Source organism: Paraburkholderia bannensis NBRC 103871 (genome assembly GCF_000685015.1).
Classification (GTDB): domain Bacteria; phylum Pseudomonadota; class Gammaproteobacteria; order Burkholderiales; family Burkholderiaceae; genus Paraburkholderia; species Paraburkholderia bannensis.
The window spans coordinates 1-17,903 of the sequence record NZ_BAYA01000024.1; the positions used below are offsets into that span (position 1 = coordinate 1).

15 protein-coding genes are annotated in these 17,903 nt (G+C 65.7%); 8 read left to right on the forward strand and 7 right to left on the reverse strand.

From position 1 onward, the window contains the following. The 6 genes from tssG to tssB all read right to left on the reverse strand — a co-directional run. The coding region (tssG, locus tag BBA01S_RS28405; RefSeq protein ID WP_027819410.1) for a type VI secretion system baseplate subunit TssG at nt 1-1,061 on the reverse strand (1,061 nt) is incomplete at its 3' end. Then, nucleotides 1,025-2,821: a type VI secretion system baseplate subunit TssF gene (tssF, locus tag BBA01S_RS28410; RefSeq protein WP_027819411.1), complete on the reverse strand. Its 1,797-nt coding sequence runs from the start codon at nt 2,819-2,821 to the stop codon at nt 1,025-1,027. The genes tssF and tssG, both read right to left, overlap by 37 nt. Then, nucleotides 2,814-3,296, reverse strand: coding sequence for a type VI secretion system baseplate subunit TssE (gene tssE, locus BBA01S_RS43135; RefSeq protein ID WP_052391923.1), 483 nt, complete (start codon nt 3,294-3,296; stop codon nt 2,814-2,816). Before tssE ends, tssF begins: the two co-directional genes overlap by 8 nt. 12 nt (nt 3,297-3,308) lie before the next feature. After that, entirely contained in the window at nt 3,309-3,806 is a 498-nt protein-coding gene (locus tag BBA01S_RS28420) for an Hcp family type VI secretion system effector (protein ID WP_027819412.1), read from the reverse strand. Between the two features lie 100 nt (nt 3,807-3,906). Next, a complete protein-coding gene (gene tssC, locus BBA01S_RS28425; RefSeq protein WP_027819413.1) occupies nt 3,907-5,385 on the reverse strand; it encodes a type VI secretion system contractile sheath large subunit in 1,479 nt (492 codons plus the stop codon). A gap of 23 nt (nt 5,386-5,408) precedes the next feature. Next, a complete protein-coding gene (gene tssB / locus BBA01S_RS28430) occupies nt 5,409-6,002 on the reverse strand; it encodes a type VI secretion system contractile sheath small subunit (RefSeq protein ID WP_027819414.1) in 594 nt (197 codons plus the stop codon). 514 nt (nt 6,003-6,516) lie between these two features. Here tssB and BBA01S_RS28435 point away from each other — a divergent pair. The 8 genes from BBA01S_RS28435 (at nt 6,517) to BBA01S_RS47070 (ending at nt 16,795) form a co-directional block, all read left to right on the forward strand. After that, nucleotides 6,517-7,008: a hypothetical protein gene (locus tag BBA01S_RS28435; RefSeq protein ID WP_052391924.1), complete on the forward strand. Its 492-nt coding sequence runs from the start codon at nt 6,517-6,519 to the stop codon at nt 7,006-7,008. A gap of 41 nt (nt 7,009-7,049) precedes the next feature. After that, a complete protein-coding gene (tssK, locus tag BBA01S_RS43140; RefSeq protein WP_156966111.1) occupies nt 7,050-8,459 on the forward strand; it encodes a type VI secretion system baseplate subunit TssK in 1,410 nt (469 codons plus the stop codon). Further along, nucleotides 8,452-9,597, forward strand: coding sequence for a DotU family type IV/VI secretion system protein (locus tag BBA01S_RS45315; protein ID WP_052391926.1), 1,146 nt, complete (start codon nt 8,452-8,454; stop codon nt 9,595-9,597). The genes tssK and BBA01S_RS45315 overlap by 8 nt, the downstream gene beginning before the upstream one ends. Further along, the gene (locus BBA01S_RS28450; protein WP_042298042.1) at nt 9,594-13,508 is read left to right on the forward strand and encodes a type VI secretion system protein; all 3,915 of its coding nucleotides are present in this window, start codon (nt 9,594-9,596) and stop codon (nt 13,506-13,508) included. The genes BBA01S_RS45315 and BBA01S_RS28450 overlap by 4 nt, the downstream gene beginning before the upstream one ends. Next, the gene (gene tssA / locus BBA01S_RS28455) at nt 13,505-14,593 is read left to right on the forward strand and encodes a type VI secretion system protein TssA (RefSeq protein ID WP_027819417.1); all 1,089 of its coding nucleotides are present in this window, start codon (nt 13,505-13,507) and stop codon (nt 14,591-14,593) included. The genes BBA01S_RS28450 and tssA overlap by 4 nt, the downstream gene beginning before the upstream one ends. A gap of 72 nt (nt 14,594-14,665) precedes the next feature. Then, nucleotides 14,666-14,989 carry a hypothetical protein gene (locus tag BBA01S_RS28460; protein WP_027819418.1) on the forward strand — a complete coding sequence of 108 codons (324 nt, stop codon included), beginning with the start codon at nt 14,666-14,668 and terminating at the stop codon, nt 14,987-14,989. 30 nt (nt 14,990-15,019) lie between these two features. Further along, nucleotides 15,020-15,859, forward strand: coding sequence for an exonuclease/endonuclease/phosphatase family protein (locus tag BBA01S_RS28465; RefSeq protein ID WP_027819419.1), 840 nt, complete (start codon nt 15,020-15,022; stop codon nt 15,857-15,859). 36 nt (nt 15,860-15,895) lie between these two features. After that, nucleotides 15,896-16,795 carry a hypothetical protein gene (locus BBA01S_RS47070; RefSeq protein ID WP_156966112.1) on the forward strand — a complete coding sequence of 300 codons (900 nt, stop codon included), beginning with the start codon at nt 15,896-15,898 and terminating at the stop codon, nt 16,793-16,795. Nucleotides 16,796-16,888: 93 nt separating this feature from the next. Here BBA01S_RS47070 and BBA01S_RS28475 read toward each other — a convergent pair whose 3' ends face one another. After that, nucleotides 16,889-17,770 (reverse strand): LysR family transcriptional regulator, encoded by an 882-nt coding sequence (locus BBA01S_RS28475; protein WP_027819421.1) that lies wholly within the window; start codon nt 17,768-17,770, stop codon nt 16,889-16,891. Between the last annotated feature and the right edge of the window lie 133 nt (nt 17,771-17,903).

Genomic DNA, 17,903 nt, shown 5'->3' on the forward strand with positions numbered 1-17,903 from the left:
AGTTGTCCCGCCGCGAGCCGCAAGTCGACATGCACGTAAAGCTCAGCGCCGAACCAGGCATCGGCCAGCGCCTGGAACGGGCCGTGCGAGCCGCCGCCAGGCAGGAACGCTTCATACTGCGCGCGCGCCAGCGGGCCGATCGTCACGCGAATGCCGCGATGCTCGTCCCACACGCGCGTGCCGACAATCGCGCCCGCGCCCAGCGTGCGGTTGCGGCCCGCATGGCCGACGGTCGTGCGACTCGCGCCCGGCAGCGTGCGCCAGCCGCCGACGAAGGGCGTCGAACGCGCCTCGATGCCGAAGTGATGGCGCAACAGGGCGTCGAAGCCCGCGAGCGAGCGCCGCTGGTTCGCGAACATGCCTGCGCGCGCCAGCACGGCGCGCAGTGCGGTTGGGCCGCGAGCGGCACCGCTGGCCGTGGCGTTATCCGTGACGTTATTCGTGACGTTATCCGTAGCGCTATCGGCGGATTGCGCCTCGCCTGCGGGCGTTTGCTCATCGCGATGCCAGGCCAGTCCCGTGATCGCGCGCAGCACGGGATCGGCGGCGCGCTGCGAGAACAGCGGATAGGGCTCGGCGCTGCGGTACTTGCGCTGGGCGCGATAGAGCAAGGCGAGCAGGCGGTGCTGGAACAGGTCGAGGAAGGCGAGCGCCGACGTGTCCTTGCGGCGCAGGCGATCCTGGATCCACTCCTGCCACGCGTCCGGCAGCGGCCCGTTCGGGCCGCCCAGCGCGAACGTGTTCACCTGGAGTTGCGGCAGGGAATTGGCATGGGACATGGCATGAGACGCGCCATGATGATCGTCGGCAGGTTCGTCGAGCGCCAGCGAGCGCGGCGCGCGTTCGCGCAGCGGCCCGATCGCACTGGCCGCGAACGCGGGCGACAGCGTGCCGCTGAGCATCAGCGCTTCGCCGCGCGGATCGAGCCCGGTGCCGAGCGGCGTCGCATCCGGGCGCAGCAGTTCGAGCAGACGCACGGCCTGCGCGAACTCGAACGCGTGCGGCTGCGCGTAAAGCCGCTGCGCTAGAGTACGAGCGGGCTGCCCGTCATCGGCCGCCATAGATGGATCTCCCTGCCGTCGCGCACAAGCGCGGTCTGGACAAAACGGTTGACGCTCGCATAGAGCGAGAAGAAGTGGGCGAGCACGCCCGAAAACAGCACGGGACTCGCGCCGACAAAGCCGTCGCGCCCCAGTTCGACGCGCACACCCAGCCCGTTGCGCCAGCCGCGCCAGCGGTCTTCGCCGACATGTGCGACCACCGGCTCGCCCGCGAGCGCGTGGATGCCCGCGATCTGCCGCTGCGCCGCCGCGCTCGCGCCGAGGTTGTGCAGCACCAGCATCTCGCGCAGCGTCTGCAGCGCTTGCGGGCCTTCGACCAGCGACACATGGTTGAGCATCAACTGCGAGATCAGGCGCCAGCGCGAACTGCCGTCGAGTGTCGCCGCGATCTGGCGCGTGGGCCGATGGGCGATGCGCACCGCAGCGACCGGCCCCGGCACCTCGAACGAAAGCAGCGCGCCCGGTTCGAGCGCCTGCGCCAGTTCGCGGTTGGTGCAGAGCAGATCGGCGGTCAGCGTGCGGGCGGGCGCATCGGCCGGGTCGAAACGCGTATCGACGAAGGTCAGCATCATGTCGCTGCCCGGGCGGCTTGCGTGCAGGCCGCTCACCCGGCGCGCGTGCCAGTAGACGCTCGACGCGTCGCCGTGATGTGCGCCATACCAGGGCGGCACCTCTGCGACGTCGCGTCCGTTCACGCTGCGCAGCGCGCGCACGGCGTAGATTTCCGTGCTGGCCTGGCGGTGCGCGTCGGGGCTGATGAGATGTTCGCGTTGCGTGCCGTCGGGACGCACCGGTTCCGACGTGCGGGCGAACAGATTGATCGCGGGCGCACAGCCCAGCATGAAATCTTCCGCATGCACGGTGAGCCGCCCCTCGGGCGCGGCCGTGAAGCCAATCAGCAGGTCGACCGCGCCGCTCTGGCCAACGCCCAGTTTTTGCGGGGTGAACGGCAGGTCGAAGAAAGCGAATTTCTCGGGAAACGCGAAGTATTCGACCAGCAGGCGGCAGGCCGGATGTGCGCCGTCTTCGCGCGGCAGCAGCGCGTGGTCTTCGTCGAAGCCGAGCGGCTGCGGGCGGCCGCGCTGGCGCTGTACGCTGCCGTCGGGATCCAGCAGCCAGAGCGCCTCGGTGTGGGCGGCTAGCAGGTCGTAGAGCGCGGCGACGTTCACGGGCGAGCCGGCCAGGCGCACCCGCAGGCGCTCAATGGGCAGCGCGCCTGGCGGCACCGCGCCGGTTGCACGTACGCTCAGACGCAGCGCGCATTGCAGCCGTGCGTCGCCGGTGAGCGCCTGGCTTTCTTCGGCGTCGAGCACTTGCGCATCGGCAACGGCGAGCGGCCAGAGCGTGACGTCCATGGCCGTGCGCCAGTGGATCGTGTCGCCGTTCGCGTCGACATGCGTGAGCGGCGTCGCGCGCGGCACGGCGTAACCCGCTGCGAGGCTGCCCTGGGTGGCGTCCGGTTCGAACTGCACGAGCGTCATCGACGGCACGGGCCGCGATGCATACGGGTAGAGCTGTTCGAGCAGGCCGTCCGTGAGCGTCGAGTACTCGTCGTCGAGCGTGCGCTGGATGCGAGCGGTCAGGACAGCGAAGCTTTCGATGAGGCGCTCGACGTGCGGGTCTGCGCATTCGCCAGGGCCGAGTTCGAGCCGTCGGGCGATCTTCGGATAGCGCGCGGCGAATCCCTCGCTCGCTCGCCGCAGATAGGTCAATTCGCGCTGGTAGTAATCGAGCAGCAGCGGATCGATGGAGTCATTCATCGACAATTCCCGGCGTGTGGCTGTCGGCGTCGAAACGCACGAGAAAACGGGCGGGCTGCTGCACGCCGTCGAGCCCGCACAGCAGGCCCGCGATGCGCAGGCACAGCCGCCAGGGGGCGTCGGCGTCGGGCTCGATCGTCACGCGCGGTGCTGCCAGGCGCGGCTCGAACGCGCGAATGGCCTGCGCCACGTCGCGCTCCAGCGTGCTGCGGTCGCCCGCGCGCGCCGCGCTCAGCGCGCTCCAGTCGGGCAGGCCGTAGTGCAGCACGTCGGCGGTATCGCGCCTGCTGCGGCCGCGCCGCGTGTTGAGCAGGCGCAGCAACTCGGCGCGCACCGAATCGCGCAGGCCCTGTGCGTCGAGCCTGCGCGCCGCCATGGCGTCCGTGCGCTCGTGCGCGTCGAATGGCGCATCGTCGGCGAGCCGCTCGAACAGCGGCATCGGCGCGACGAAAGCGGGCGGACGCAGTGGCGGCATCGGCTGGCGCGCTTACTTCGACAGCTTGTTGGCGGCCATGTCCCACGTGGAGGCGGCGGTGCCTTCCTTCGAGCCGTCGTCCTTCTGCGTGGTCATTTCCCACTTGATCTTCGTGAAGTTCAGCGACAGCGTCTCGACCGGCTTGCCGCCCGCGCCGCCCGACACGCTCACGTTGCTGATGATGACGTTGGTCAGCGTGTAGGTGATGAACGGCATGATCTTGCCGTCGCTCTCCGCCGCGTTGCGGCCCACGATGATGCTTGCCGTGGCGATCGCCTTGCCGCCGCAGCAGTATTCGTTAAGCGTGGGCGTGGCGACGTCGATGAACTTCGTCAAGGTGAATTCGCCGACGTGCGGCTTGCCCGAGGTGCGCTCGGAGTTGCTCACGTCGTTGGTGACCTGCATCGCGACATTGTGGCTGTACGACATGACCTCGATCTTGTCGGTATAGCCTTCGATGGTGCTTTCGCCTTTGATTTCGCTGCCGAGATCGAGAAGAATCGAATCCATGTTTCAGGGCTCCTGAAGCGTGTGTGAGCGCGCGCGCCGTATGAGGCGCGCGTCGTCGTCAATGGGGAGTGCGCAAGGCGGCAGATGCGCCGCCTGCCAATTACGCCGCGGCTGGCGGCGGCAGGCTCGCGACGAGCCGGATCGAGGCGGTCAGTTCCTCAAGCTGGAAGTGCGGGCGCAGGAACACGGTCGCGCGGTACGCGCCGGGCTTGCCCGGCACTTCCGTCACGTCGATGCGCGCTTCGCGCAGCGGATATTGCGCCTTGATTTCCTGCGGCGCGTTATCGTTGACAAGGACGTAATCGGCGATCCAGGTGTTCAGGTACGCGCGCACGTTGTCGCGCGTCATGAAGCTGCCGACCTTGTCGCGCATGATCACCTTGATGTAGTGCGCGAAACGCGAAGCCGCGAGCACGTACGGCAGCATCGCCGAAATACGCGCGTTGGCGTTGGCTTCCGCCGTGTTGTAGGTGGTCGGGCGATTGGCCGTCTGGCCGCCGAAGAACACCGCCTGTCCTTCGTTCTTCTTGTGCACGAGCGCGATGAAGCCGAGCGCGTCCAGTTCCTTCTCGCGGCGGTCGGTGATCGCCACTTCGGTCGGGCACTTCATGGCCTTGTCGCCCGCCGCGGTCTGGAAGATGTGATCGGGCAGCTTTTCCACCGCGCCGCCGCCTTCCACGCCGCGAATCGCCGCACACCAGCTATGCTGCGCGAACGCGTTGGTGATGCGCTGGCCGAGTGCGTAGGCGGCGTTGCCCCAAAGGTATTTCGAGTGATCGGTGCCGTCCACCTCTTCGACGAACTCCATGCCTTCGACGGGATTGCTGACCGGATCATAGGGGCGGCGCATCAGGACATGCGGCAGCGTGAGCGCGACGTAACGCGAATCCTCGCTCTTGCGGAATTCGCGCCAGCGCGCCATGTCGATGGTCTCGAACACCTTCGAGAGATCGCGCGGCACGCCAAGCTCCGTGAAGCTGGCCATGTCGAACAGCTGCGCGTGCGCGGCCGAAATGAACGGTGCGTGTGCAGCGGCGGCCACGGCCGCCAGCTTTTCGAGCAGGCTGATGTCCGGCGTCTGGCGCGTGAAATAGTAGTCGCCGATCAGCACGCTGAACGGATGGCCGCCGAACGTGCCGTATTCCTCTTCATAGATCTTCTTGAAGAGCGCGCTGGTATCGACATCGACCGCTTTTTCCAGGTCGTTCTGCAGGTCTTTCTTGGTTGCATCGAGCAGGCGCAGCTTCAGGCGCGAGCTGGTTTCCGAGTTCTTCACCAGATAATGCAGGCCGCGCCACGACGATTCGAGCGCCTGGAAATCGGGATGATGCAAGACCTTGTTGAGCTGCTTGCTGATCAGCTCGTCGATCAGCTTGATTTGATGGTTGATCGCCGCGACGGTGTCGCGGCTGACCGTCATTTCCTTGTCGAGCACCTGCAGCGCGAACTCAGCCAGCAATTCGCGCGCGTGCTTCTGCTGTTCTTCGTCGTGGGCCATGCGGCCTTCGTGCACGATCTGGTCGAGCAGGGTGAGCGGTTCCGCCTGCGCCGCAGGGGCGGCAGCCTGGATATCGGACATGATGTTTTCCTTGGGACGGTGGCTCAGGCGGCCGGCTGGTCGCCGGACGGTTCCGGATTGCTCTCGGGATTCGCGCCGGGGGCGGCGTCAGGCTTCGCTTCGGGCGAGGGCAGCTGCGCAACCGGCGCTTCGCCCGGGTGGGCCGCGCGGATCTCGGTGAGCCCCTGCGTGTTGTGCACCACGTCCTGCAGCAGCTTGTCGAGTTCGTCGTTGCCGTCGAGCTTGGTGAGCAGGTCGCGCAGGCGCAGCCGGGCGTCGTAAAGCTGCTTGAGCGGCGCGATCTGCTTCACGAGGGCCACCGGGTCGAAATCGTCGATGTGCTTGAAATTGAGCTCGACGTTCACCTTGCTGCCGTCCTTGGCGAGCGTGTTGTCGACCTGCAGCGCCAGGCGCGGCGAGATCGACTTCATCACGTCGTTGAAGTTGTCGCGGTCGATATCGACGAAGCGGCGCTCCGTCATTTTCGGCAAGGTCTTGTTGCCCGAGAGGTCGGCCATCACGCCAACCACCAGCGGCAGTTCTTTCTTTTCGATGGCATTGCCGGTTTCGACGTCGTACGTGATCTGCACACGCGGCGGACGATTTCGTTCAAACCAGTGTTGAGTGCTGTCTGACATGGTCACCTCGGCGGCTCTTTCGTTATGGTGCGTAAAATGACGTAATAAATTCGAATTGTTCTGTCATGCTAACTAAATAAAAAAGAGCATATCGCGTGTGAATCCCGCGACCTGATTGAATTATTCAGGCTGCATCGACGTGACGCGATTTGCCGGGCCGCACGCTCAACCTTTCGTCATCCTGACGGAGCGACGGCCGTGAAGCGGGACTCGGTAGACAGACGGACAGGAATTTAGGCGAGTAAACAAAAAAACTCAAACAGTATTTACCGCGCATAAAAGCAAAGCGTTTCATAATTTTTAAACACGCTTTATTGCAATTGAACATAAAAAATTTGATCTTGCGCCAGACGTATCGGCACTTGTAGACTACGCGCGGCACACGAACCGAAGCACTTGTCTGTGCGATGCATAACGATTAGAAATACAAACGATTCAAGGATCCCGGCATCGCCGGGTATAGGGCCAAAGCCTGGCCAAAAGCATTTTTTCGCTCATCGATGGGGTTCGCCGAGTGAATTTCACGTTTTCCTTGCGCATGGATTCGAGCTGGGTTCGCAGCGTCCTCTGGCCGCTCGTCCTGGCGTCTTGCGCATGGCTGACGGGATGCGGCAGCGCCTTGCCGAAAGTGGATGTCGATACGCTGGCGATCGCCGTGACGAGCGAAGCGAACATCGATACGCCGATCGCCGTCGACGCCGTACTCGTTCGTAGCCCTCAGCTTCTCGACGCGTTGCTCGCGCTGCCTTCGGCGAAATGGTTCGACCAGCGCGAACAATGGCTGCGCGACCATCCAAAAGATCTCAACGTGATTTCCTATGAAGTGGTGCCGGGGCAGCAGATCGCGCCGGCGCCGTTCGCTTTCGGCGGCAAGCGCGCAGCTGGCGTCGTGATCTTCGCCGGCTACCAGACGCCCGGCGCGCATCGCGTGCGGCTCGACGCGGGGCCGTCGAACGCATTGCTCGTACTCGGCGACCAGGACTTGAGCGTCCAGCCTGCGCATTGACGGCGCAACGGCTTGCCGACCACCCGCTGCCTATCCTTCACATGCATACAACGTTTCCCGATGCGGTTTGCTGGTCTGACGGCATGCCGCTGCTGCCGCAGCATTTCCAGATGCAGGCGCTGCACGCGGCTGGCCATGCGGCCTTGCTCGCCAGCGCGGCGCGCCCGTTTTACTGGGGGGTGCTGGCGATCGCGCACGAAGCGGCCGGCCTCGCGCAAGGCAAGGTGCGCATCAGCGCACTCGACGCGATTCTCGCGGACGGGCTGGCGATCCGCCACACGCGCAGCGACCCGGTGCTGGAGATCGACGTGCTAGGGGCGTTCAGGTCGCCCGATGAAATCGTCACGATCTATCTGGCCGTGCCGCCGCTGTATCGCGGCGGCAAGATCGACGCGGGGGCCGCGCGTTTCGCGCAGCGCGAAGCGGACGATGTGCCGGATCTGTCCTCGAAGGGCGAACCGGCGTCGATCACGACGTGGTATCCGCGCCTGCACCTGATGACCGATCTGGGCCGCCATGAAGTCGATCGCCTGCCGCTCATGCGCGTGAAGCAGCAGGGCGGCGGCGTGGTGCTTGCCGACTATATGCCGCCGGGGCCGTTCGTCCTCGCGGGCTCGCTGCTCGGGCAGCGCGTGATGCGCATGCTGCGCCGCGCGCGCGAGAAATGCGTGTTTCTCGCGGGCCGTTTGCAGGCCGCGCAACGCGCCGAGGAGCACGACGATATCGCCCAGATCGAGCGGCAGCTTGCTGCAATCTGGAGCCGCTTGCCGGAAGTCGAAGCGATGGCCGCATCGGACATCGCGCATCCGCTCGAACTCTATCGGACGATTGCGGGCATGAGCGGCGCACTTGCCGCGTTGCGTCCTGCGCGCGGCGTGCCCGCGTTTGCGCCGTTCGACTACCGTGACCTGCTGGCGACATTCGATCCGCTGCTCGAATGGATCGACGAAGCCCTGTCGACGATCCGCCAGGGCTACCGGGTGCGCGCGTTCAGCGAGCAGGGCGGCAGCTTCTGGGTCGATCCGCCGTTCGATGGCGCGGGCGCGACGGTGCGCGAGGTCGTGATCGGCCTGCGCATGCCGCGCGACGCCACCGAGCACGACGCCAACCTGTGGCTCGACCAGGCGGTGGTCGCCTCGCGTCCTTATGTGCACACGCTCGCGCGCCAGCGCATGCGCGGCCTTGCGCGCCGCCGTCTCGCACGCGAAGAGCGCGTCGCTTATGCGACCGGCGACGACACGGTGCTCTATGCGGTGTCGCTCGAAGACGACTGGTTCGATCGCAGCCAGCCCTTGTGCATCGAATTGCGCGCGGTGGTCGGGCGCGCGCCGTGGGCGGTGCAACTGTTCATGCGCGTCGAGGAAACCGCCGACGGCGCACAAACGGGAGCCGCAGAGATCGCAGACGCGAGCGCAGAACGCGGAGCAGGAACGGGAGCCGAAATTGGCTGAAGCCGCCGACAGCAATATCCAGCGCTCGCCACTTTCGCGCGCGTTCGTGGGCGCGTTCATGCAGGCGCAGACCGCGCGTTCGCGCATCGCCGCGCAGTTTGCCGCAGCGAAGCTCGACGCCGACGAGATCGCCGCCTTCGACGCGGCGAACGAAAGCCCGGACGAGCACGACGCGATGCAAGCCGACGCGCACGCCGACGCGTACGCCGATGTAGCGACAGCCGTGCCGGCCAGCGCGCAAGGCGACGATGTCGCCAATCTGCTCGCCACGCAACTCCAGGCCACGACCCGCAAGCTCGCGCGTGATGCGATGGCGTGGACGGGCGCGGCAGGCGAAGCCGATATCGCGGCTGCGCAATTCGCGTTCGTGGCGCTGCTCGACGAACTGCTGGTGTTCTCCGACTGGCCAGGCGCGAGCGCGTGGGAAGCGCAGCCGCTCGAAGCGCGCATCTTCGGGACGCGTTCAGCGGGCGAGCGCGTGCCGGACGCGATCGAGACGCTGCTTGCGCAGCGCGATCCCGGCCGCCGCGATCTCGCGAACGTCTATCTCGCGTGCCTCGAACTCGGCTTCAAGGGCAAGCTGCGCGGCGAGACGGGCGCCATGCGTCTCGACCAGCTTCGGCATGCGCTGTTCGGTTTCGCGATGCAGCGCGATCCCGACCCCGCGCGTATTGCAACGCCACTCGACGAAGCGGCGCTGCCGCCGCGCGAACCGCGCATGCTGACGCAGATGTTTCCCGATCGCGCGCGCTTCCTGTTGCTGGTGCTGGGTGGGTGCGCGGCGCTGCTCGGCGCATCGCACGCCATCTGGTGGTACGAGACCGCGCCCGTGCGTGTGTCGCTGGCGCAGTTCGAGGCGGTGTCGGTGGAGCAGGCTCAAGCGGCGGACACGCGTGCATCCGGCTCAGTCGCGCCAGGCGTTGTGCCGCCCGCGGGCACCAACACCGGCGGCGCGGCGAGAGGCACGGCGACGCCGATGCCGCCCAGCGCGAATCCGCCGCAGCCGCTCAACACGGTGTTCAGCGGTGCGGTGATGCCGTTGCGCGTCGCGGTGCACACGCCGATCGCACCGATTGCGCCGCTCGCACCGCCTGCACCGGTGAACGTGCTTGCCGCCGAAGCGGGAGCGCAACCGTGACCACGACATTGATCGCCGTATTGCTCGCGCTGATCGCGCTGCTGGTTGTCGGCCTCGTGATAGTGGGGATGGTGCGCTGGCGGCGCACACGCGACGAACGCAAGCCGCTGCGCACCTTCAGTGCAGCGATGCGGGCCGCACACGCGGCCATGGGCGTGCGCGATACCTATTCGATTCCGCGCGTGCTCGCGACCGGCTCGCCGGCTGCACTTGAGGCGCTCGCGCGCGGCTGGCGTCTCGCGGGCAGTGGCGAGCCGGGCTGGTTCGGGCGCATCTGGCACGACGCCGAAGGCATCCTGATCACCGAGCCCGGCAACATACTCGGCGCGGCGGCGCAGCGCCAGCGCGGCAACTGGGCGCGTCTCACGCGTGCGCTGCTGCGCTCGCGCGCGGGCAGGCCGCTCGATGCGCTGCTCTGGGCGATTCCCTATGACGCGCTGCTCGACGAAAGCGGCGCGCCGCACGCCGACAGCAACGCCGCGCTCGACGCGTCGCGCACGCTCGTCGCCTTGCAGCGTCAGTTCGGCCAGTTGCTGCCGGTCTATATCGTCGTGACGGGCTGCGACGCGCTGCCGGGTTTCGAAGCGCTGGGCGAGCGCCTCAAGCGTGCGCGTATCGATGCGGCGCTTGGCTGGGCGTCGCCGTATGGCCCGAAGCGCAGCTTCGAGCGGAGCTGGATCGACGATGCGTTTGTCGCCATGCGCCGTGCGCTGGCCAGCACGATCACGGAACTGGGCACGCTCGACGGCGCGCTCGACCCCGATCAGTTCCTCTTGCCGCAGCGGCTCAACGCCTTGCGCGAGCCGCTGCGCGAATGGATCGAGCCAGCCTTGCGCGGGGCCGCGGACGGCACCGCGCCGTCGCTGCGCGGCATCTGGTGCGTGGGCGCCGTGCCGCAGGCGGGCAGCGCGCCGGTCTTCACGCTCGATGCGGCGCGCGCTGCGGCCCAGCCTTCGACGCAGTCTGCGCCCGGGGCCGCACGTGGTGTACCGGCGTTCGCCGCGTGCCTCTGGCATGACGTGCTGATGCCTGGCCAGGGACTCGTGCAGGCGATTCCGCGCGTGCTGGCGCTGCGCATGCGTCGTCATCGTTACGCAACGTGGGCCGCGCTCGCGCTGGGCGGCTGCTGGCTGATCGGCGTGGCGGTGGCGGGCTGGCAGGTGCGCGGCGACGCGCGTGCGCTGGCCAGCGGCTACGACACGCTGACGAGCGCACGTGCGGCGTGGCGCGATTCCGATCACAGCGACGCAGCGGCGGCGCGCACGCTCGCCAGCGTCGCCGATACCTTCGTGCGCGTGCCGCACTGGCACCTCTCGACGCCCTTCATGCCGCTCTCATACTTCGCGATGCATCGGCGGCTCGACGACGCCCAGCGTTACGTGCTGCGCGGCCTGGTGTTTGCGCCGCTGCGCGAGCGGCTCGTGACGCGGCTTGGCCAGCTTGGCTGCACAGTGCCCGCCGATACGTCGTCGGCGGCCGTGCGGCGTCCGCAGGATCTGCCGCTCTACGCGGCGGGCACGCAGTTCGTGACGAACACCGCGCAGATCGAGCGCTTCGTCACGCGCTACAACACGCTCGTCGAAGCGGGCTCCGGCAACGCGGTGATGCTCGCGCAACTCGTGCACGAGGCGGTGGGCGTGAAATTTTCGCCGGAGCAGGTCGCCGATCGGGCGGGACTCGACGAAGCCGTGCGCGAGACCGGCGGCGAAGGCGGCGAGCTGCCGTTCGACGCGCCGCTTGCAGTGGCGGCGCGGCAGCGCGCGAGCGTGTGTTTCGAAGACACGTTCAACCGCTGGTTCGACCAGATCTACCTGGATTCGGCGCTGACGACCAACGCCGCGCAGATCCAGACCACGCTCAACGACCTGAAGGCGCCGGGCGCGACGCCCACGCCCGAAGTGCTGTCGAATCTCGCCGCGAACATCGACGTGCTCGCGGCCCAGGTCGATACCGCCGATCACGGCTGGGCGGGCGCGCGTGGCCAGGAACTGGTGCCGGGCATGACCGCCATGTTCGATACGGCAAAGCAGTTGAACCTGATCGGCGCGGCGCCGGTGGCGGCCGTGCTTGGCCACGAGCAGCAGGAGCAGAGCGCGTTCGCCGCGCGCTGGCTCGCAAGCGGCAACCTGCCTGGCGTGCTGAGCTCGAACTCGGCGAACGGCCTGCAACTCGCCGCCGATCTGCTGCCGCTGCGCGATGCGCTGCGCACGCTGCTGGGCCAGTCCTTTGTCGCGCAAGCGGGCGGCGCGGCGGAAATTCGCAGCGTCGATGACGCCTCGGTGCAGCGCGCGCTTGCCGTGCTGCCCGCTTATCGGCAGTACGTTGCCGGGCCGCTGGCGCAGGCGCCCGAGACCTGGCGCGGCGCGCTGCTTGCGGCGGCGGGCAATGCCGCCGTGCGCAGCATGGTGATGGCGCTCTCCGCGCAGGTGCAGTCCACTGCGGCGCACGATGTGTCGTTCGCGGTCGGCGGCCAGGCGCCGGGTTTCGATACGCTGCGCAAGGGCGCGCTCGACCTGATCGAAGCGTTCGATTCGCTGGGCCGCCCGGATCTTGCGCAGAGCGTGGCGCTGCACGTGAGCGACGCGGCCGTCGGCGTGCTGAAAAGCGGCGACGCGCAATTGCAGACGCTCGCGCCGTTTCGCCCGGTGCGCGGCGACTTCTCCGACTGGAACGGCAACACGGGCGGCGCGACGCGGGCCTATGGCGCGGCTTCGCCCGACGAACTGCGCGCGTATCTCAACGCGCAGTCGGCCGCCATCGCGGATACGGCGGGCACGGCGGCGGGCGCGCTCGACTGGCTCGCGAGCCAGAACCCGCCGCTCGACGCGGCCGACGCACGGCTTGTCGCGCGCTGGAAGGCGCTCTACGCCGATCTCGCGCAGTACCGCGCGAAAAGCCCGGCGAGCGCGCTGGTGGCGGTGCCGGCCATCGTCGCCAATCAGCTCGACAAGATGGATCTCAATACCTGCGGCGCGACGCTCGCGCATGTGGACGTGCCCGATGGCGCGGACATTGTTTCGGGCGCGGGCGAGCGGCTGGTGGCGTCGGCGCGCGAGCGCTGCTTCCATCTGCAGATCGGCACGGGCATGACGGCGTATGACCAGTTGCGCACGTTCTTCGGGCGCAACCTGGCGGGCCGCTTCCCGTTTGCCGCCGATGCCGATGCGCCTGCCGCCGACCTGCGCCAGACCGCCGCGTTCGTGGCGATGCTCGACGCGAATCTGGCTGATGCGCAACGCGGCATGAGCGCCGCCGTCTCGACGGGCCGCGCGCCGATGGACGCGCAGCAGTTTCTCGACACGCTCGCGCGCGCGAAACCCTGGCTCGATGCGCTGGTCGCGCGCGGGCCGGATGGGCGCTATACGGGCTTGCAGGTGTCGGTGGACTGGCGTGTGGATCGCGGCGAAGAGTCGGGCGCCGACCAGGTGATCGAATGGTCGCTGGCGAGCGGAACGCAGACGCTTGGCTATCCGTCGACGGACGCCACGCCGCTGCGCTGGTCGCCCGGCACGCCCACGGCGCTCACGCTGCGCTGGGCGAAAAATTCGTCGTGGCAGCCGATGCAGGACGGCGCGCAGCCGACCTTGACGACCGACGGGCGTGCCGCGACCTGGAGCGTGGGCGACAGCTGGGCTTTGCTGCGCCTCGTGCGCCTGCATGCGGGGGGCGTATCGGATGCGGACGGTTCGGCTTCGCGTATGCAGTTGAGCGTGCCGGTGCATGACGGCCACGGCGCGAACCAGACGGCGCGCATGTATATGCGCCTGAGCTTCCTCGCCAATGGCAAGGTGCCGCTCGATTATCCCGACCTGCCGTATGCCGCGCCGGGCATGCAGCCGCGCGCGATGACGACGACGCGCACGACGCGCTACCCGGCGCGGCAATTCAATCTCGCAGCGGGGCAGGAATGACTTTCTCCTTCGATATCGAAACGTTGTTGCAGCCGATTCCGGGCGACGCACCGTGCGGGGTGTCGTTGCTGCACGACCCAGCGCTTGAGGAAATCAAGGCCGCGCGGCGCGAGGACGATCCCTCGCTGCCCGCAGGAGTCTGGCAAACCGAGCTCAAGGTCGCGGATTGGGCGCGGGTCGAGGCGCGTTGCAGCGAATTGCTGGCCGCGCGCAGCAAGGATCTGATGCTTGCCGCGTGGCTCACGCAGAGCTGGCTTCATCGTCATGGCTGGCAGGGGCTTCCCGTCGGGCTGCGCTTGATCGAGGCGCTGTGCGAGCGCTTCTGGGACGGATTGCATCCACTCGCGCGCGACGACGACTGGGGCTATCGCGCGGCGCCGCTGGAGTGGCTCGGCGCGCAGTTTCCTGGCCTGCTGGCCGGACGCATCGCGCTGGGCGATGGTGAATCGGGCAGCGGCATCACGCTCGCGCACTGGCAGGGCGTTCAGCAAGCGGCAGTCGCGCTGGCCGAGCGCAAGGACGTGCCCGCTGCGCGGCGCGAAGAAGCGAAGCAGGCAATGCTGGAGCTGGAAAAGACCGTGCGCGCCATGCCGGGCGCTGCGCTGCGGCGCTACAAGCAGGTGATCGACGAGGCGCGCGCGACGCTTGGGCGTCTCGATGCCTTGTGCACCTCGCTTCTTGGCGACGATGCGCCTGCATTTGGCGCGCTCAATGACACCCTGAAACGTGCAGAGGCTTTACTCGCGGAGTGGATGCGTATGCAGCCGGAACAGATGGACATTCCCCCCCTCGTCGAAACCGTGCAGGACGATGGGCACAGTCCGGCGCAACCGTCCGCCGATGCGCTCGCGGCCGAGGCCACGCGCCCTGGCAAGCCGCAGTCGCGCGAGGCGGCGTATCGCCAGTTGGCGCTGATCGGCGAATTCCTGCTGGATTACGAGCCGCACAGCCCCGTTCCCTACATGATCCAGCGGGCGCTGGAGTGGGGAGCCATGCCGTTGCCGGAATTGCTGAAGCAGTTGACCGACGAGAGACGGGGCCAGGCGCTCGGCACTGCCCTGGGTTTGTTGCCTGCTGAAAATTGAAGCGTGCAGATGGAAGCGCAAATTAATGCGCGCAGTGACTGACGACATGTTCGACACCGGAGACCACAGCTCATGCCATTGACGACAACGCAAGCGCAGCAGGAATTGTTCACGCTGAATTTTACGCCGTGGCGCGCAGCCATTCCCATGCGCAACCGCAGCAACGCACCGCACGGTTGCAGCGAAATCAACGAACGCACGGCGGCCAATCTGAGAAGGCAGTGGAATCCCAATTCGCGCCCGAATTCGTGGAACCAGAGCAGCGGCGTCGGATCGCACCGACACAACAACATCACACGCTGGGTGACGCGCAGCGTATCGGGCGGCAGCGACGTAGTCGATTTCCATGCGTTGTTCAATTCGACCCGCTTCCTGTGGCACTTCAAGATCGTCTGACGACGATACTTTCAGATACCCGGACGCCCCATGCGAATTCTCAGCTGGAACATCAAGCAATTTAATTTTGCGCCCAACAAGTCTCACGAAGAGCAGCAATTCCGGATTCAACAGATCGCGACGTTTATTGCTGATTGCAGGCCCGATATCGTCGCCATCATGGAGATTCGCCCGGGTACGTCGAAGGGTTCCGTCAACGAGCAGATGGAGCATTCCCAGGGCGCGCTCGCAACCGAGCAGTTGATGTCTTACATCGGCGGGAACATGCGGGTGGCGTTCAGTGGTATCAATGCCGTCAAGCAGCCTACGGCGGGCGAACTCTATGCGTTTATCTACAATCCGGCGACCGTCGAGCTGATCGGCAGCCCGACCGTGGTCTATCACGATGCCAACGCAAAGGTCAGCGGGTTCAAGAACCGTGCGCCCGCGTTCGGCGTCTTTGCTACCCGCGATGGGAGAGTGTTCAGCGTCGCCGTTTTTCATGCGCCTAAACCGAGCGACATGAATGTCACGCAGATTCAGGAGCTGGGCAAGCTGGGCGCATTCGATTTCGGCGACCTGATTCTGTGTGGCGATTTCAATATGTCGACTGAGAACGTCGGCAAGGCATTGCCCGGTTTCAGCACGGCGATTGGCGGTGAGGGCACGAGCCTGCGCGTCAATCCGGATGGCAATGACAATGCGTACGACGCCATTTTTTATCTTGCGGGGAAGCATCTGCAGTGCACGAAGGCAGGCGTGCTCAATCCGCTGGAGATCGTGGACGAAGCGACAAGCTCCAATGGCCTCGCGAAACAGGAAATCAGCGCAGTGAAGCGTTACACCTCCGATCACGCAGGCGTGTACGCGGATTTCACGTTTGTTCCGTAAGCCGACGGTGGGGGCGGACTGGGGAGCCATGAAAATATGGATGTCATTGTCTGCATCAAGAATTCGAATATTTACTATTACCCAGTAAAAGGGACAAGGTCATCCAACTATGACTATTTTCCGCCTCCACTCGAAAGTTACATTGATATATTGATTTCATCGAAATCATGGTATGCGCCCGAACGGGCCATTCCGGCTACCCGCTTCGAAATCTCGTCAAAGCACAATGTGCAAGGCGAAGCCCCAAACTGGATTTGGCTCAGTGCTGAGGATTTCGTGCGCTTCAAAAATGGCGGAAAGCGCTTGCCGTCCAGAAATCCCAATAAAGCCGTTACCGACAAGGCGGGAAATTCTAAAAAACGCGCGCGCGATGACCGGAATGACGACCCGGTGGAAGAGGGCGACGTCGGCCCCTATGCTACGGGAAGCGGAAATCTTAAGAGACGAAAGCTGAGTGCGGCAACCACCAGCCGACCCGCCACCTGGGTTCCAGGCGGTGCAGGGACACCGGCCTACTATGAGACTGACCCGAAGCCGCACGTTCAAATGCAGATGAATCGCGATCATCAAAACAATCAAAACGCGTTAAAGAAGCGTCGTCTCAGTCCGGCAGAAGGTGGAGCCATTGCAATTCCGCAGTGGATTCATATGAATGGCTATACCTTTGGCAACAAAGCCAAAGATACCAAGAAAAAGAAAAATAATCCGGATTTTGTGGGACAGTCTCGATCGGAATGGATTGCAGCACATCCGTCCGAGGCGCTATTCAAGGAAATCTATCAAACGCTTCGATTTTATGCCGATGCGGGCAAGCTAACCTATGAGATCGTCGGATCTTTCCGCTATCTTTACAAATACAACGTAAAAAACATGGGGTATGCGGCAACGCTTGAGCTCGACAGGCTCATCATGCACTATCTGAATCTCGCCACGTGACATACACGAGGCGCTGAACCATGCCGAATTCACATTCACTCGAAGCACCGAAGTCAATAACCCCCGGCCCGCGCCACCCATCTCCCCGCGCGCTTATCGCCTGATCTGGTCGAGGCGCGACAGAAAAGTCGAGAGGATCGACGAGCGGTTGTTCCTGTTATAGCCGACCACCAGTTCGATGGTCGGCGGCTCGCCCTTGAGTGGCCGACTCGTCACCGACCAGGGCAGCAGTTGCTCGGCATAGGCGGGCAGCAACGCAACACCTCGCGTCGAGGCGATCAACGACATCGCCATCGTCAGGTTGTGGACGCGGTGGGCCGGTTCGATTGCGAGACCGTTTGCCGCCAGATAGTTTTCGATCGCGCGGCGCATCGGGCCCGCCACGTCCGAGCCGCTGATAAACGGCTCTTGCGCCAGTTCATGCACGTCGATTTCCTTGTGATTCGCCAGACGATGGTCGCTCGGCATCAGCACGACGAAAGGCTCTCGCGCGACCGTCACGTACTCCAGATCGGGCCGGTTGGCCTCGGCGCGCATGAACGCGACGTCCAGCCGCCCCGTCGACAGCCCCTCGGCCAGATCCGGCGAGTGTTCGCTCGATACCGTCATTTCCAGGGTCTGCAGATCGGCTGCGAGCACTCGCGTCGCTTCGCTCAACCAGGTGACTTCCTGGCCGCTCAGAAAGCCGACTGCAAACGTCGGCTTTGAAGGCCGCGCCGCACGCCGGGCCGCGTCGCACGCCGCATCGACCTGGGCCAGGGCCAGACGCGCATGGTCGAGAAATGCCTTGCCGGCATCGGTCAGGTCAATGCCGCGCGCGCTGCGCACGAACAGTTGCGCGCCCACTTCGTATTCGAGGTCGCGTATCTGCCGGCTCAGGGACGGTTGCGAGGTATAGAGCCGGCGCTCTGCCGCGACAGTCAGGCTGCCTTCTTCCGCGACGGCAACGAAGTAACGCAGATGGCGCAGTTCCATGCGTGCAGTCCTTTACGGTAGGCCATGCCTGTCAGGTATGGAGGGCAGCTTACAAAGTCTTTTTCCGCAGGGCAAGCGCCGTCTATCGTTCGTTTCCATCAGCGGGACGAAACCGCCTCTCATCTCAACGCCA

Excerpts from the sequence above, each read along its gene's own strand:
- tssF (WP_027819411.1), bottom strand. The coding sequence starts at position 2,821 with ATGAATGACTCCATCGATCCGCTGCTGCTCGATTACTACCAGCGCGAA.
- tssE (WP_052391923.1), bottom strand. The coding sequence starts at position 3,296 with ATGCCGCCACTGCGTCCGCCCGCTTTCGTCGCGCCGATGCCGCTGTTC.
- BBA01S_RS28420 (WP_027819412.1), bottom strand. The coding sequence starts at position 3,806 with ATGGATTCGATTCTTCTCGATCTCGGCAGCGAAATCAAAGGCGAAAGC.
- tssC (WP_027819413.1), bottom strand. The coding sequence starts at position 5,385 with ATGTCCGATATCCAGGCTGCCGCCCCTGCGGCGCAGGCGGAACCGCTC.
- tssB (WP_027819414.1), bottom strand. The coding sequence starts at position 6,002 with ATGTCAGACAGCACTCAACACTGGTTTGAACGAAATCGTCCGCCGCGT.
- tssK (WP_156966111.1), top strand. The coding sequence starts at position 7,050 with ATGCATACAACGTTTCCCGATGCGGTTTGCTGGTCTGACGGCATGCCG.
- tssA (WP_027819417.1), top strand. The coding sequence starts at position 13,505 with ATGACTTTCTCCTTCGATATCGAAACGTTGTTGCAGCCGATTCCGGGC.
- BBA01S_RS28460 (WP_027819418.1), top strand. The coding sequence starts at position 14,666 with ATGCCATTGACGACAACGCAAGCGCAGCAGGAATTGTTCACGCTGAAT.
- BBA01S_RS28465 (WP_027819419.1), top strand. The coding sequence starts at position 15,020 with ATGCGAATTCTCAGCTGGAACATCAAGCAATTTAATTTTGCGCCCAAC.
- BBA01S_RS47070 (WP_156966112.1), top strand. The coding sequence starts at position 15,896 with ATGGATGTCATTGTCTGCATCAAGAATTCGAATATTTACTATTACCCA.
- BBA01S_RS28475 (WP_027819421.1), bottom strand. The coding sequence starts at position 17,770 with ATGGAACTGCGCCATCTGCGTTACTTCGTTGCCGTCGCGGAAGAAGGC.